The following is a 16,551-nucleotide window of genomic DNA, read 5'->3' on the forward strand; positions in this document are numbered from 1 at the left end:
TCTTCAAAGAATTATACAAAGGATGTTAAATGAAGAAATTATTAACAACGCTGGCAATTGCGCCAATTCTCCTTATTTCATGTAGTAAAAATACTGAAGTTAAACCAGAAACTGAAAATGACAAAATCTTCTATTCAGTTGGACATGTTTATGGACAAAGGTTTAAGGACTTTAAACTTACTGACAAAGAAATTGCTAACCTTGTTCAAGGTGTACGCGATGGTATTTCACAAAAGAAGACAGATGTTGATACTAGAACATTTGCATTCAAATTTAGAGATATCGTAAACAAGAGAATGAGTGAAGTTTCTCAAGGTGAGAAAGAAGCTGGAGCAAAGTACTTAGAAGAGTTCGTTGCAAAAGAAGGTGCTAAGAAGACTGAATCAGGTCTTGCTTATAAGATCATTGAAGCTGGTTCTAGCAAGAAAGCTAAGCCAACTGATACAGTTAAAGTACACTATAAAGGTACTTTAAGAGATGGTACTGAATTTGATTCTTCATATAAGAGAAATAAGCCAATTGAATTCCCACTTAACCGTGTTATCAAAGGTTGGACAGAAGGGATGCAATTAATTGGTGAAGGTGGAAAAATTAAGCTAGTTATTCCATCTGAGCTTGCTTATGGTGACCAAGGTGCACCTCCTTCAATTCCAGGTGGAGCAACTCTTACTTTTGAAGTTGAGCTTATTGAAGTAAAAGGTCCAGCTAAGAAGTAATAAAAACTTAAAATTTGAAATAAATTAGGCCCTCTGAAAATGAGGGCCTTTTTTATTTTTACGAATGTGACAAGACGTGTTTTATATGTTTATCTATATTTATTGATCTTATAAATAATGAATATTTCCTAGAAGGGGATTTAGATGAAACTACTTATTGCTACAGTTTTAATTGTTACTTCAATTTCTCATTCAGCTATGGCCGCAGATAAAGTAAGCGCAAAGAAGTCATTTATCGAATATATTATGGAGATGATCATTAAACCTTCAATTCCTCACGATGGTGAAGGTGACTCTAAGAAATAATCCTTTTAAAAAGCATATCCTACGCTTAGTCCTAACATTGTTAGGTCTGTGGACTGCTCAAAGCCGTCAGCGTAAGCTTCGTTTGCTTGGATTGCATCAAAGTTTAACTTGAAAATTAAGGACTGGCTTGTTGAGACCTTGTATTCTAGGCCAAGACCAACTGAAGGAAGAACTAAGGCCGTTCCTGTCCTTGCTGTATTTTGGATAAGAGTTTCTGAGCGGCCAAAGCCAGCACTAAGTTGAACAAAGTAACTAAATCGGTAACTCCAATCATTTGAAAAGTTTATTTTTAAACCTGCAGTGGCAAGCATCCTTCTTGTTTCTTGCTCTACATTTGGATTTAGTAGGGTTAGAAGATCCACGTCATACCTTGCACCAAGAATTGTTTGAAACATTTGGTTAATTGGAATGGCGTAGTTAAGTCGAAAGCTGTCGCTAACTCTAGTTCCATCATTATTTGAACTATCTGTCGTCGATTCACTTAGGCCTTGGTATTTGGCATAGAATAATTCAAATCGATTATCGTATTTTTGATATTGTCTTTCTTTTAAAGAAGCTTCTTCTTTTGCCAGCATCTGTTGGTACTTTTTATCTCCCATAATTTTTGGGATCTCTAACCACACTCTTTCAGGAGAGTAGTTAACAGTGATGATTTGGCCTTTTTCAAATGGAACTTTAATTTTGTTATCATTTACAATCCATTGTGAGTATTCACTTGAAATGGAGATCGCCCTTGCTGTAAATGAGATATTTCGACTTGAAAAAAGAGAGTTTTGTCCTTTTACAATATTGTCTTGTCTACCTTTTCGAATAACAAATGATAGGCCATCGTTTGCGACATTTTGAACAACGACGAGATTTGTGTTGAGTTTACTTTCAGCTTTTGCACTACCGATGAGTCCAAGAGTGAGGGTAATGGCAAGGATGGTTTGCAATATTCTACTATGAGCGTTCATATTAATATTTTATTACTAAAGCCAACTTTAAGAAATCATTGAAAAATACTCCTTTATTCTATTGTTATCCGAGATAATTGATACAGTAATATTAATTATTTAGAATAAGATTTAACTTTGAATATTAATCTCCGATATGAAATTAGGGATTTATATATATGAAAGTAAACCATTTAGTATTTCTATTCATGATTATGTCGCTTATTGCTTGTGTTCCTACGACAAACACAGGGCGTAGTGACGTTAATTCATCAGATACGACTGATATTTCAAAAAGGCATCAGGTGTCTTTAATAGAGGTATCAAATAATGAAATGACAATTAATGGTACTAATTTATCGACAGTAACTTCAGTTAAGTCAAAATATGGCCCTCAAGTTATCAATTTTAATATTTTATCTAAATCAAATAATACACTTCGATTATCAGTACCAAATGGAATGAAGCTTTTAAGTGGCTTCATTTATGACTTAGTGATAACTGATGCTTTTGGACAATCGACAACGAGTATTAGTTTTGATGTTCAAAATGATTCAATTTCTACAAGTAAAATTCAAGACGGAAGTATAACAAATTCTAAATTAAGCTCGCTTGGTGCTTCTTCAGCTGGCCAGGTCCTTCAATATGATGGAACTTCTTGGGTTGCTGTTAATTATACGGGAGGTAGTAATTACCTTGGCCGTATTGAAGTTGATCCAGGTGGAGGTATTACACAACCATCAATCAGTGGATTAAATAATGGTGACTTCTATGTCGTCAATGATGCTGCACCAGTAACAGGTGATCTTAATGGTGATGGAAATATTGAAACCTATACAGCAGGTGATATTATTCGTTTTAATTCAATTACTGGAAAGTGGGATCTTCAATCAGGAAGTGGTTCATATGTTGGGCCATGGAGTGTCAGTGGATCAGATATTCTTCGCACTGGTACTGGACAAGTAACGATCTCGGAGAATCCAGTAGCAGGTCCTGCAAAGTTTAATTTAGGCCGTGCAACAGTAAACCCTGCAACAGCAGAAGATAGTATTCTATTTAATATTGGTGGTGATGTTCCTTTTGGAATTACATCTAATTGGTCAAGAGCAATGTCTTTTGGTTTAAGACAGGAACAGAATGCTACGATGGGAATTTTTAGTACGACAAATACTAATCAAGACCAAGCAGAGTATTTCTTCATTGATGTTGATCGTCAGGGGAGTCTAGATCCAGACTTCTGGAATAATGCAGAACTCTATATTTCAATGGATGGAGAAGTTGGTATTGGATCAACTCCTTCTGGTTCATATACTTTTGAAACTTATGGTAATGGCCGTTTTTCAACGAATCTTGATGTTGATGGCACTATCACTGCAGCAGCTCTTATAGGTGATGGTTCAGGTATAACAAATGTAAATGCAACTAATATGACAAATACTGGAACGACGACTATCCGTGGTGGTGGAAGCGGTACAGGAGATGTGGCATTTCAATCTGTAACTTCTGATTATGTAATCTATGATGAGAATGGTTACTTATCATTTGGCCATAGTGCAAATTCTGGTGATTACACTGCAACAGCACAACTTGATGTAAGAAGTAATGCTGCAGATGCTGTTGGACAATTTTATTCTTATGGTGGAAATCAATCTTCAATAAATCTTGCAAGTTCGAGAGGAACAACGACAGCAGCAGCAAATACTGGCTCTGGTGATGTTCTTGGACAATTCAACTTTGGTGGAGATGTCGGTACAGGCATTGCTAATAGTGCTTCAATTAGAGCAACTGCAACTGAAGGCTTTTCAGCAACAAACCTTGGTACTCAATTAAGTTTTTCTACAACTGCAAATACAACATCGACTCTACAAGAAAATATGCTTCTCACTCATGATGGTAGACTTCTTGTTGGAAACTCTGCAATTGCTGATGGGTCGACAAATACACTAGTTGTAGGCGGTGATACACAAATAAATAATAATTTAACAGTAGCTGGTACATCTAGTTTTGCAAATGTTTCAATGACTGGTAGCTTAACTCAAGGTGGAACGTCAGTTTTTAATAATACGATTGATGTGAATGCCGTTGCTACAGTTGATTCTCTTGTTTCTGAGGGAGGAATCACTAATACAGGTCTTTTAGATAATAATGGTAATGCTGATATTAGTGGAACACTTCTTGTTTCAGGACTTGCTTCTCTTACTGGAGGGGCCACTGTTACAGGTGGAAGCCTTACTGCAGATACAATTACTGTCAACAGTATCACTGGTTCAAGTACAGCGACTTTTGGAGTCTTAACTGCAAGTGATCGCGTTGTTGCAACAGGTGCATCAAATGAAGTTGTTTTTAAAGGTGGAACAGATGATAACTTTGAAATTCTAGTTGATGATTCAACTGGAATTCACCTCGGTAATATTAATACTGGAGGAAGTGTAACTTCAGCTCTACCGATATCTTTTTATACAGATGACGCAGAAAGAATGAAAATTATGGGCACTGGTAACGTGGGGATAGGCTCAGCTGCTCCAACTGAAAGACTTCATGTTGTTGGAAACTTAAGAGTTGAAGGCTCAACTGATTGTACTCTTGGTGGCGGAGCTGGTGCAACAAATTGTACTTCAGATAAAAGATTAAAAGATAATGTCGTCAATATTGATAATGCCTTAGATAAAATTAAAGCCTTAAATGGAGTTGAATTTGATTGGAATGAAAAGTCTGTTTCTCCAGGCAAGCATTCTATTGGTGTGATCGCTCAAGATGTACAAAGACAATTTCCTACGGCCGTTATTGAAAATAGTGAAGGTTGGCTGGCCGTGGATTATGCTGTTTTAGTTTCTCCATTAATTGAAGCGGTAAAAGAATTGGATAAGAATCTCGATATGTATAAAACAATGAGTGAAGGAATGAGTGAAAGTGTAATTGAAAACACTCGACAAATTGCTTCATTAAAAGAAGATAATGAGGTCCTAAAAAATCAAGTAAAAGAGCTTAAAGATGAGAATAAGCAGATGAAAAAGGCCCTTTGTAGCCTAAATTCAAACTTTGAGTTCTGTCAGTAGTTGAGCGTTTCGCCAGAGTATCTGGGCGATTTGCCTTAATTGTGTCTATGTAAGTATCTGAAAAAACGATCTTTTCTGTTCTGAAGAGGAAATCTTCTATAATACTGAAATAACGTAAGTCTTTCTTTAAAGTAAAGAATTTAAATGGCGATAAGTTATTGGGATATTTGGGAAAGATATGAATCGAATTTTAATCTTAACATTATTTATTGCGGGACTAATTTCTTGTACTCCGCAGATGAATTCACTAAAGCAGGCAAACTGTAATGATGGCCATTACTTTGATGAAGTTCGCCGCACGTGTGTTCTTGATGTTTCTCCCAAAGCTCCAGTAGTAACGACTAATGCTCTTACAATTGTTGAAAACACTGTTAAAACTAGCTATCAAGTTGAATATACCGATCAAAATAATGGTGTGCCAACTTCGTGTACAGTTGTTGATAGTGGAACAGGGCTTAATCAAAGCTTAACAGTAGGTTCTGTTACTATTGAAAAAGTTAATACTTGGCAAAACTCTATAAATTACCCAACTTTATTTTTTGAAATTGTCGATAATCCTTCAATTATCTCTGGTGGGGAAACAGCTTCAATTATTGGTAATACAATCACTGTTGAAATTGATTCTGGTTTTTCAACATCACTTCAAATTACAAATGCAATTAATTCAGATCCAACTGTAGGAGCAATTTTAAATGCTTCAGTTACAGGTGCAAATACTCCGGAGTCAATTACTCCCGGATTAAAAACACTAGGAGCAACATGTGCATGTGCAAGTGGTACTTGTACTGTTGATATTGAACCATCTAGAAATACAAATGGTCCTACTTTTGTTGATCTCTACTTATCAGATGATGATGGTGATAGTGCGACTTCTCGTATTTATATTGATGTAACAAACGTTGATCAAGCACCACGAATCACTTCAACAAGAACTGCTACAGTAAACGAAGATGACGTTATTAGTTTCGAATTTGATAGCGAAGTAAATGAAAATCCATTAACTGGATATTTTGATTACGATGGAGACTTTGCAACATTTTGTAGTGCAACTTCAATACACGCAAGCGTTCAAAACTCAAATGTCACATGTACATGTTCACTAGGTAAGTGTACGTTAAATATTGTAACGGATAAGGATTACTTTAATACAGTTGCAGAAGATTTAGTTGAATATCAAATTTATGCTAATGGGCAATATTCAAATACAGGTGTTGCCAGTGCTTTAATAAATTCTGTTGACGATGATCCTGTTCCGGGAAGCTCCCTTGTTATAACTGTCGATGAGGATGACTCTGGATTGCCTTCATCGACGACGACAGCTTATTTTTCTTTTCCAACTGCTAGTGATGATGGTCATGGTGGATTCTTATCTTCTGATTTAAGATATCGTCTTAAGAATCTTGCAGCATTCCCTGATATTCAAAGCTCTAATTGTGATTCACCAGCGGCCGTAGATGATAGCTTCTTATGTAATATTGTTTTTGATGGTGATGCTAACGGTACATTCTCTGTAGAGTATGAGATTGCTGATGGCCTACCAACTTTTCATTCTACAGGCTATATTACTATTGTAATTAATGCTAAAAATGACCCTCCAGTAATTTCGAGTAGTACATTTACTCATACAATGGATGAGTCAACGGATTGGAATGCTGTTTCTGAAACAATTAATCTTGGAACAGTTTCTGATGTTGATAATTCTCTTACAGGTCTACAAGTCTACTTCTTAGACGGAGCTACACGTGTTAACACAATGGCCGGTAATTCTAGTGTCACAGGAAGTGAGGGAACAATTAGTGATTGTGCAATTGATACAAGTGGTGACATTACTTGTTTATATACAACAATTAATGGAAATAGTGCCAATAGTGTTATTGGAACACCTGATAATTTTCAATTTGTCGTAAGAGATACTGCAAGTGCAGAATCGACTATATCTACTCTGGATGTAACTGTTACTGAAACTTCTGATGCTCCAGTTATCTGTCAGTACTCTCAATATAATAGGAGAGAAGGACGCACTGAATGTGGAGTTAACGATTGTATTGGAGAGGGGGCACCAAGTTTTAATCCTACATCTCACACGACTTCAAATCCTGTAATTTACTATGATCGCACAAATAGTCTTTGTTATGAGTCATCAAATACGGCGTCATGGGAAATTGCAACAAATAATGGAAACCAAAATGCAAGCTACATTGGTGATGTTGTTATTGGTGAAAAAGAAAATGTAATAATTGATAATGTCATTGTGAGTGAAGGTGGATCTATTGCAAATGAGTCCGCTCAAGATATTGTTGTTGAAAATATTACTTCGACAAATAGTGTTCTAATTAATCCTGCAAATATTTACTTCCTAAAAGATGTAAACTTAGATGGGAATTATAATGATATCTCTGTTAATGGACCAAGTGGTGGAATTATTAATAGTGGTGCTTCTGCTAACGAAAAATTAAGAATTAAAATGATTCCTACTTCTTCTCAATTTGGAGAGTCGACGATTTCGTTTGATATTGTGGACAATGGAACAGGTACTCCACGTACAACAATAAGCTTTAATGTAAGAGTTGAGCCTCAGACAATTACACACAATGGTTGGGCCAATATTAAATCGATTGGAACAAAAGTTAATCATTATGGAGTTCGAGTTGAAGATAGCTTTACATGCTCTCACTCATTAACGAAGTGCCAAAGCGGTCAGGAGTGTTATGGTGCATCTGATCCAAGTGGTTCAGTTACACCTGATGTAGCCGGAGCAGTTTATCGTACATCTTCAAACCAGTGTTATTATTCAACAGGTACAACACCTTCTGACTGGGTTTTAATTTCTAAGCAAGTAGCTTGTAATATTAGTGAAGTTAATCGCCAATATACAACTAGTGGAATCCTAGATGATCCAACAACAACTTGTGACGATCTAGGAAGTGGAAGTTGTATTGGTGATGTAACATATGATGACACAGCAACAGGTTCTGTAAGTGTTGTTTTTAATTCTCAAACGGAAACTCTTGTTGCAAGTGAAAATAAAGGTAAGTTCCTATTTAACACAGCATATGAGCCAACAACTGGAACAGATTGTTTTTATTCTGATGGTTCTGATTGGATTCCTTATCACGGAACATCAAAAGTAACTCTGGAATGGGAAGACTTTACAGTAAACACTTCTGGGGCAATCCAAGGTTATAATGTTTATCGCAAGCAAGCTGGAATGGTGAATAGCTTTAATTATAATAAGCCAATTAATCGCAACTTAATTACATCTTCAACGACTTATGTTGATAATGGTGAAAACTCACGTCTTGCACCAGTTCCAAATCATACATATATCTATGAAGTTAGACCGGTACTTAGTTATACAAATCAATTAGGTGCAACAGAAGAATTAGAAATTACAACAAATAATAAAGTTGCAAAGGTGAGAGTTATTGCACCTGCTGAAAACTATGCATTTGTTCACCGTTGGATGGTTAATAAGAAAGCTTGTACAATGATGCATTCGACACCATTTATAGATAGTGACTATATTTGTGAATATGCAGGTCTTGGTGATGCAAATAATACAACGCTTGGATATACAGTATATGACTTTGGCAAAGATTTAATCGTTCCTCGTTTTGAAATGGGATGCCCATATACAAAAACTGGTTGTAGCACATCGGATGGACAATGTGTTGGTCAGTCCGCTGTCGGTGTTTCTGCTGCTAATGTAGGTGATATCTTTTATGAGCGAAACTCTGGCCTATGTAAGGTAAATGATGGTGGTTCAACTTGGTTAGATTATACAGGCCAAGCTCTCGATAGCGCTATTGCTTCTCAGTCATATCTACCTCCTCTTACAAATGTCGATATGGACGAAGCGGCAGCTGCATGTACGGCCATGACAAATACACACGCAATTACAGGTTATAATCTTGGAACGACTTTCAAACTGCCAACACGTGATGAGCAAATTGCTTATTCGGCCTGGGATGTAAGAAATATCTCTGATTCTTCAATTGAAGAAATTGAAAGAGGTCTTTCTTTAAATTCATCAAGTAAGTGTAATTCTTCTCTAGCAAGTGGGCTTGATAGCTCTTATATGGATATTGATAACCTCAGTTCATCAGATGTTCACTCGATACCTGGAACTTACTCTTCTGGAATTCGCTCCCTGTATACAGGATCATCTTTTACTGAAACTTGTACTTCAATGTTTGGTATTCAAGACGCTGTTGGAAATATTGCAGAGATTTCTAGTACAGATTATACATTTAATGCTGCAAACTTTACGTATGACTTTGCCAGTATTTTATCAGTTGATACTGATCTTTATGGATCAGGTAGTGCAAATTATGTAATGGATAATACGATAGGGCCATGTGAAGATAGTGACGCATCTCTTCCTTGTGAGGGAGAGCTGGATAACTTCTTATTTGAAGATCAGTCATACTATAGTTCTCGCTATTTTAATTACGTCTTTGGTATGCCAATTACGACTTCTGCCTATGGAAATGCCACGGCCGATTCTCTTTTAGAGAAGTACACTCTTCGTATTGGTTCAAGTGCTGGACTTACTAACTCACAGCTCCATGATGATGGCTTCTTCAATGAATACACAAATGTTGCAACAGGAGCAATGGTAAGTGGTGGTGATTACACTCGTCTTAACGCAAGTGGTGTCTACACAGTCGAGCTTTATCCTGATGAAACAAGAACGTCACGTGTGGGTCTTCGCTGTGTTGTTGAAATTGACCCTGATCAGTATGTCTCTGAATAAAATTATGTTATACTTTCCAAGAATTTTACATTCATATTGGGGGAAGTATGTTCTTTGGGCGAAATAAGCAAAAACTTGATGATAAGGGTAAAGGAAAGGTCATATCTTTTCTAAACCAAAAAGGTGGCGTCGGAAAGACGACGATGTGTTTTAACACGGCCTATGCTTTAGCTCAAAAAGGTCATAAAGTTCTTGTCGTGGATATGGATCCTCAGGCCAATATGTCCTATCTTTTTGGAAGAGAAGAAAATGAGAAAAGTATTTTTAATCTTCTTTTGAATACAGTTAAAGAATTAAAGCAGATGCATACAAGTGTAATTTTTGAAAATGTCGTTTACAAGACTGAAGCGGGAGTCGATCTTCTTCCTTCGGCCCAAGAGCTTTCTGGTTTTGAACTCTGTGTTGCTTCAGTTAACTCCCCAAGACAAACTATTCTTAAAAAATATATTGAACAGGCCGGACTTAGAAAACGATATGATTATATTCTTGTGGATTGCCCTCCAACTCTGGGGCTTCTCGTGGTTAATAGTATCTGCTCAAGCGATGGCGTGATTGTTCCATTTAGACCTGATGATTTTTCAATGAAGGGCCTAGAGCATTTTTATCGCATGCTTGGGGATATCGAGGATATGGAATTAGTAGAACTTCCTGAAATTATCACTCATATACCAAATCTTATGGACTCAAGACGCAAGCAAGAGGAGAGTGATCTACACGAGATTAAGGAACTTATTCGTAAAGTTACTGGCAACGATAAGTATATTGCTCCATTCTTTAATAAGGCCCAAATCGTAAAGTCACAGGCCGCTAAGAAGTCTATTTATGATTATAATTCCAAGGAATATCGCCCGCTTCATGAACAATTTAATAAAATCGCAAATTTAATTGATTCGTGGAATGAAGCGAGTTTATAGTCTATATGATAAGATTAAAGAAGAATGATGAATTAAGGAGTTTACGTGGCATCAATTAAGAATCCTCTCTATGTAGTAACAAATGAAGGTAAAGACGTGGAAGGTGTGGCCAATTATATTGAACTTGTTATCAAAAAGCTTGGTTTAGAGCCTTATCTAGACTTATTGGAGTCTATGATTGCAATGATTACCAATCAGGTTGGTAATTATGGATTCTTTATCGCACTACAAAATCTTGTGGATCATATTGCTGAGCAAATCGAAAAAATGCTGGAGTTTGCTTCACGCATCATCTAAATAGTGCTAAACTCCTGCCATATTAAAAGACCCTTAAGGTAAGGAGCCTATTGTGCAAATTCAAGAAAGAGTTGATGCTCTTGTGGAAGAGTTTAATAAATTCAATGATTGGGAAGACCGCTACATGCATATTATTTCCATGGGAAAGAAAATGCCTGCACTACCTGAAGAATTATATAAAGAAGAATATAAGGTTAAGGGATGTCAATCTCAAGTATGGCTTATCCCTGAGCTAAAAGATGGTAAGGTTATTTTCCAAGCAGATAGCGATGCGGCCATTGTTAAAGGTATTGTTTCAATCCTTATTGGGATTTACTCAGATGCTACTCCTGATGAGATCCTTGCTACGAAACCAGACTTTCTCGATACGATCGGCTTAAGACAGCACTTATCAATGTCACGTGCTAACGGCCTATCAAGTATGATTAAGCAAATTTCCATGTATGCTCTCGCATATAAAACTAAGTTACAAATGGGATTATAATATATGTATTTAAATAATATTAGACCTCGTCGTAATCGCAAAAACCACGCAATGAGATCTCTTATGCGTGAAACGATCTTAACAGTTGATGATTTAATCATGCCTCTTTTTATTGTAGAGGGTAAGGATAAGATCATTCCTGTTGATTCTATGCCAGGAATTAATCGTTTTAGTCGCGACTTAATTGTAAAAGAGGTCAAAGAGCTTTGGAATCTTGGTGTTAAGTGCGTCTCATTATTTCCGGCCCTAGATGATTCAATCAAGGATCGTCTTGCTACTGAATCAAAGAACCCTGATGGACTTCTTCAAAAGACAATTAAAGATATAAAAGATGCATGTCCAGATATGCTAATTATGACAGATGTTGCGATGGATCCGTATTCTAGCGATGGCCATGATGGTATTGTTTGTGAAAAAACTGGTGAAATCTTAAATGATGAGACCTTAGATATTCTCTCTGCTATGGCACTATCTCAGGCCCAGGCCGGAAGTGATATTATTGGCCCAAGTGATATGATGGATGGAAGAGTTGGACATATTCGTGAAACGCTAGATAGTGAAGGCTTTCATAAAACTCAAATCATGTCTTATACGGCCAAGTATGCTTCGGCATTCTATGGACCTTTTAGGGATGCTCTTGATAGCGCACCTAAGGCCGGTGATAAGAAAACTTATCAAATGGACCCTGCTAATCTTACTGAAGCTCTACGAGAGATTGAACTTGATGAGGCAGAGGGTGCAGATATTCTTATGGTGAAACCAGGAATTAGCTACCTAGATGTTATTGCAAAAATGAAAGAGAGAACGAATCTTCCAGTTGCTGCTTATAATGTTTCTGGCGAGTATGCCATGGTTAAGGCCGCAGCTGAAAAAGGCTGGATAGATGGCGAAGCTGTAAGTCTTGAAATGCTAACAAGCTTCAAGCGTGCAGGTTGTGACATGATTTTGACTTATTTTGCAAAAGAGTGTGCGATTAATTTTGCTAAGAATTAATGACAAGAATTAATTTTTTGATTTAATAGGGATGTAGGCCTTTGCTCTTTTTTCGCGGGCCTGCTTCTCTTTGACTGAAGCAATTCCTACTAAAATACCGACAATAATTACTGGAATCCACATATAGTTCCATCTCCTTTCTTAAGGATATTGTATCATCCTTTCATTGTTCATATCGACAAATCCATGTCAATTTTTAGCAAGGTTGCCAAATAACGGGAATTACTGGCCAATTCCAACGCATTTTATTGCTTTTAGGATAAATTATATTGTCACAATTGCTGATTTCTTGTGTCCTAACTTTGCCATTTGAAGTTTTAAACTGGTATTATATGAGTAAGATTTCAATTATTTAAGCCAAGTTTAAGGAAGATTACACATGGATTTTTGCCAGATTCTATCAGCAAAACAAAAAGCACTACAAATTAACCTCGACAACTCTGTCTATGGAAGCTTTGCCGAAATTGGGGCAGGTCAGGAAGTGGCCAGAGAGTTCTTTAGAGCAGGTGGAGCTGCTGGTACTGTTGCAAAGACAATGTCGGCCTATGATATGCAGATCTCTGATTCAATTTATGGGATTGAAGAGACAAAGCGTTATGTTTCATTAGGTCGTTTGAATAAAATGCTTGAGACTGAATTTTCAAAAACGTATGATCGTCTAAAGGACTCACGCGATGACTCAACTAAGTTCTTTTGCTTTGCCGATACAGTGGCCGCAAAGAGTTATTCTGGCAAAGGTGAATGTCATGGCTGGTTAGGTGTTCGTTTTCAACACGCTCCAGGAGCACGGCCTTCTGACCTTATTCTTCACGTTAAAATGTTAGATCAAGAAAACCTACAGCAACAAGAGGCCGTTGGTTTCTTAGGTGTGAATATGATTCACAGCTGTTTCTATAATTCAAATGATACATCAAGACTCGTTTCATCTCTTATGGATAACCTTTCTACAAGTCGTTTGTTGATTGATATGATTGATGTACGTGGCCCTGCATTTGAAGGCCTTGATCCAAGAATACTTTCTCTTGAACTTGTAAAAAGAAAATTCACATCTGCAGTTATGTTTGATGAGAATGGAAGTGTTGTTCAAATTAAGGATTATCTCTATCGAAAGCCTCTTGTGGTTCTTAGAGGATCTTTTAGGCCACCGACAAAAGGGAATTTAGATGCCCTTAAAGTTGGTCGTGAACATTTATGTACTACTGAAAAATGTGAAAACGTTGTGACGTTATCTGAGATTTCGATGTCAAAGCTTTTATCTCGAAGCTCTGCAATCGATAATGCAGACTTCTTAGCAAGAGTTGATCTACTTACAAAACTTAAGCAAAAAGTTCTTATTACTAATTTTGCTTCATACTTTGAGCTTAATCAATTCCTACAACCAATTTCTAAAAGCCAAATCGCATTTATTACAAATACATATAACTTAAACGAAATTCTAAATATCAAGCACTATGAAGATACTTCATATGGGATCTTAGGTGGCCTTGGTGAGTTATTTGGCCTTAATACTAAATTATTTCTATATCCATGTGCCGATGATAATGATGCAAATAATCGTCTAGGCTTCTCTGATGTTAAATACGATCCAACTCTTGAGTATCTTGTAAAATACCTAAGAGATAATGGACTCATCGTTGATTTAGAGGGATTTGATTTCGAATCATCAGGTATTTGGTCTCGTACAGTTATTGAAATGATTCAAAAAGATCAAAAAGGCTGGGAAGATAAGCTTCCAAAAGTCGTTGCTGATCACGTTAAAGAGAAAAAACTATTTAAGAGTTAACTATGAAAAAAATTATCTTATCACTACTTGGGGCCGTATTCTTATTAATAACTACCGTATACTTCCTCTTGTTAGGCTCATTTCCAGTTATGGAAGGAAGTTTAAAAATTGGTGATATCGATAATGAAGTTCAAATCTATCGTGACCACGAAGGTGTTGTTCATATCGATGCTAAAACAAGACATGATATGAATTATGCACTTGGCTTTTCAATGGCAAGTGATAGAGCTTTTCAATACGAGCTAATTGCTCGCGCAGGACAAGGACGACTTTCTGAAATTCTTGGGCCTGACTTAGTTGCTGCTGATAAATTATTTAGAACTCTCAATTCAAGCTATATACGCAATGATATTCTTACAAATCTTGATCCTGTCGTTCGCAAAGATCTCGAATCATTTATCGCTGGTTATAATTATTACTTAGAAAACAGCATTCGACCGATTGAATATTTTATACTTGGAATCAAGCCTAAGAAAATTAATCTAGAAGATATCTATGGTGTCTTTGTCTATTTAAATTATAGCTTTTCTCCATTTATGAGAAATGAGATTGCTTATCAACAAATCATGGCCGACGTAAAACACCGTGATTTAAAATATCTCTTTGCAAATAATGAAGTTGATTTATCTCATCGTCTTCGTCGTGTCGTAGAAGCTCAATTTATTGACTACGATGATCTTCTTGAAGGGATTGGTACCTTCACAGGCTCTAATGCATGGGCCATAAGTGGGGATAAAACTCGATCAGGTAAGCCAATTTTAGCAAGTGATCCACATATTAAGTTTTCAGCACCTAATATTTGGTATGAGGCCAATATTAAAAATGAAGAAGAAGGTTTTCATATGTATGGCCATTTTCTTCCAATGATTCCTTTCCCTGGAATGGGACATAATCGTAATCACGGTTGGGGATTAACAATTAGCTATACAGATGATGTGGATCTTTATCAACTAGACGATGACTTTGATATTGTTCGTGTTGAAAATTCTGTCATAAAAGTAAAAGGTTCGACTCCTATTAACTTTAACCTTAAGTGGTCTGAAAAAGGCCCTATTGTTGATGAAATTGTAAAAACAGTAAATAAGGATTCAAAGAATATAGCAGCACACTTTAGTTTTTTTCAACTAGGTAATAAGCCAATTGAAGGCTTCTATGGGCTAGGGCGCGCTAAAAGTTTTGAAGAGATAAAAAAAGCAACAAGTATTGTTAAGTCACCTGGGCTTAATATTGTATATGCTGATGCCAAGGGAAATGTAGCTCGTTTAGTTATGGGTGATAGCTATAATAGATCTCATCCTTATGAGTCTGATCTTGTACAAAGTGCTGATCGTAAGATCTTGGGAGCTTATGATTTCGATGATAAGCCTCATGAGATAAATCCAGAAAATGGTTTTGTGGTCTCGGCCAATGATGCACCAAAAACGATGAAGGAAGGGATTCATCATCGTGGTGGCTGGCATTCTGATAATCGCTACAACACAATTCTCGAATCTCTTAAGTTACGTAAGAATTGGGATATCGACTCTCAGAAGATGGTACAAACAGCTAGCTTTAGTAGTCATAATGCTATTATTCAAGAAATGATTATTAAATCTGCTAAAAGAGTTAAGCTCAATAACTTAGAACAGCAGGCGTTGGAAAAGTTAGCACAGTGGAAAGGTCATTCGCGTCATGATCAAGTGGCCCCAACAATATTTCATGAAGTAAATATGAATATTAGAAGGCTGTTGATGGATGAAATGGGTGATAATTATCTTAATTATTGTAAGGCCATAAATTCTTGGACTTTTTATTATCGTTTACTTGATAGGCCTTTTGATGCTTGGTGGGATATTGAAAAAACTGCTCCAGTCGAGGAACGCTTTGATGTTATGGCCATGGCATTTAAAGAGTCAGTTGCAAAGTTAAAGGAAAAATTAGGGACCGATATTGGTACATGGAGATGGGGCCGTGTTCACAAACTAAAATTCGTTCATCCGTTTGAAAAGAATAAATTCTTAGCAAAGATTTTCTCTCATGGGCCGTATGAAGCAAATGGATCAATCAATAGTATTAACCATATCAGGCGTGTAAAATGTAATAAGGGCCACACTCCAGTGACTGGGCCAAGTACGAGACGCCTTGTTGATTTTGCTAATGTTGATCTTTCATATGGTATCTTACCTCTTGGTAATTCTGGACATATGTTATCGCCATACTACGACAACCAAAGAGAAAGATTTTTTAATGATGAATATCGTTATCAGATTTTTAATTTTGATTTAGTTAAGAAATCTGGCCCTAAGGTTTTAACCCTAAGGCCAATATAGTA

General features: G+C 36.6%; 11 protein-coding genes. 10 read left to right on the forward strand and 1 reads right to left on the reverse strand.

The window, feature by feature from the left end; translation table 11 throughout:
* The first annotated feature begins 29 nt into the window (after positions 1–29).
* Both ACN5L8_RS00220 and ACN5L8_RS00225 read left to right on the forward strand, forming a co-directional pair.
* Positions 30–716, forward strand: a complete 687-nt coding sequence (locus tag ACN5L8_RS00220) for an FKBP-type peptidyl-prolyl cis-trans isomerase (RefSeq protein WP_115363888.1) — start codon at positions 30–32, stop codon at positions 714–716.
* Between the two features lie 144 nt (positions 717–860).
* Positions 861–1,022, forward strand: coding sequence for a hypothetical protein (locus ACN5L8_RS00225; RefSeq protein ID WP_158536930.1), 162 nt, complete (start codon positions 861–863; stop codon positions 1,020–1,022).
* Between the two features lie 5 nt (positions 1,023–1,027).
* On the opposite strand, the gene ACN5L8_RS00230 is transcribed toward ACN5L8_RS00225, so the two are convergent.
* Entirely contained in the window at positions 1,028–1,978 is a 951-nt protein-coding gene (locus ACN5L8_RS00230; RefSeq protein ID WP_133296995.1) for a hypothetical protein, read from the reverse strand.
* A gap of 158 nt (positions 1,979–2,136) precedes the next feature.
* On the opposite strand from ACN5L8_RS00230, the gene ACN5L8_RS00235 reads away from it, so the two are divergent.
* The 8 genes from ACN5L8_RS00235 (at position 2,137) to ACN5L8_RS00270 (ending at position 16,549) form a co-directional block, all read left to right on the forward strand.
* Positions 2,137–5,013, forward strand: a complete 2,877-nt coding sequence (locus ACN5L8_RS00235; protein WP_419171948.1) for a tail fiber domain-containing protein — start codon at positions 2,137–2,139, stop codon at positions 5,011–5,013.
* A gap of 178 nt (positions 5,014–5,191) precedes the next feature.
* On the forward strand, positions 5,192–9,769 hold the full coding sequence (locus ACN5L8_RS00240; RefSeq protein WP_419171949.1) for a hypothetical protein: 4,578 nt from the start codon (positions 5,192–5,194) through the stop codon (positions 9,767–9,769).
* Positions 9,770–9,816: 47 nt separating this feature from the next.
* A complete protein-coding gene (locus ACN5L8_RS00245; protein WP_115363880.1) occupies positions 9,817–10,683 on the forward strand; it encodes a ParA family protein in 867 nt (288 codons plus the stop codon).
* 45 nt (positions 10,684–10,728) lie between these two features.
* Positions 10,729–10,980: a hypothetical protein gene (locus tag ACN5L8_RS00250; RefSeq protein WP_115363878.1), complete on the forward strand. Its 252-nt coding sequence runs from the start codon at positions 10,729–10,731 to the stop codon at positions 10,978–10,980.
* A 52-nt stretch (positions 10,981–11,032) separates the two neighbouring features.
* On the forward strand, positions 11,033–11,464 hold the full coding sequence (locus ACN5L8_RS00255) for a SufE family protein (protein ID WP_115363876.1): 432 nt from the start codon (positions 11,033–11,035) through the stop codon (positions 11,462–11,464).
* 3 nt (positions 11,465–11,467) lie between these two features.
* On the forward strand, positions 11,468–12,457 hold the full coding sequence (gene hemB / locus ACN5L8_RS00260) for a porphobilinogen synthase (protein ID WP_419171950.1): 990 nt from the start codon (positions 11,468–11,470) through the stop codon (positions 12,455–12,457).
* A 379-nt stretch (positions 12,458–12,836) separates the two neighbouring features.
* The gene (locus ACN5L8_RS00265; RefSeq protein WP_419171951.1) at positions 12,837–14,240 is read left to right on the forward strand and encodes a TonB-dependent receptor; all 1,404 of its coding nucleotides are present in this window, start codon (positions 12,837–12,839) and stop codon (positions 14,238–14,240) included.
* Positions 14,241–14,242: 2 nt separating this feature from the next.
* Positions 14,243–16,549, forward strand: coding sequence for a penicillin acylase family protein (locus tag ACN5L8_RS00270; protein ID WP_419171952.1), 2,307 nt, complete (start codon positions 14,243–14,245; stop codon positions 16,547–16,549).
* The last annotated feature ends 2 nt before the right edge of the window (positions 16,550–16,551 follow it).

The organism is Halobacteriovorax sp., from assembly GCF_048381875.1.
GTDB classification, from domain to species: Bacteria; Bdellovibrionota; Bacteriovoracia; order Bacteriovoracales; family Bacteriovoracaceae; genus Halobacteriovorax_A; species Halobacteriovorax_A vibrionivorans.

What these genes read in the sequence shown, in the direction of transcription:
- ACN5L8_RS00220 (WP_115363888.1), top strand. Translation starts at nt 30, where the DNA reads ATGAAGAAATTATTAACAACGCTGGCAATTGCGCCAATTCTCCTTATT.
- ACN5L8_RS00225 (WP_158536930.1), top strand. Translation starts at nt 861, where the DNA reads ATGAAACTACTTATTGCTACAGTTTTAATTGTTACTTCAATTTCTCAT.
- ACN5L8_RS00230 (WP_133296995.1), bottom strand. Translation starts at nt 1,978, where the DNA reads ATGAACGCTCATAGTAGAATATTGCAAACCATCCTTGCCATTACCCTC.
- ACN5L8_RS00235 (WP_419171948.1), top strand. Translation starts at nt 2,137, where the DNA reads ATGAAAGTAAACCATTTAGTATTTCTATTCATGATTATGTCGCTTATT.
- ACN5L8_RS00240 (WP_419171949.1), top strand. Translation starts at nt 5,192, where the DNA reads ATGAATCGAATTTTAATCTTAACATTATTTATTGCGGGACTAATTTCT.
- ACN5L8_RS00245 (WP_115363880.1), top strand. Translation starts at nt 9,817, where the DNA reads ATGTTCTTTGGGCGAAATAAGCAAAAACTTGATGATAAGGGTAAAGGA.
- hemB (WP_419171950.1), top strand. Translation starts at nt 11,468, where the DNA reads ATGTATTTAAATAATATTAGACCTCGTCGTAATCGCAAAAACCACGCA.
- ACN5L8_RS00265 (WP_419171951.1), top strand. Translation starts at nt 12,837, where the DNA reads ATGGATTTTTGCCAGATTCTATCAGCAAAACAAAAAGCACTACAAATT.
- ACN5L8_RS00270 (WP_419171952.1), top strand. Translation starts at nt 14,243, where the DNA reads ATGAAAAAAATTATCTTATCACTACTTGGGGCCGTATTCTTATTAATA.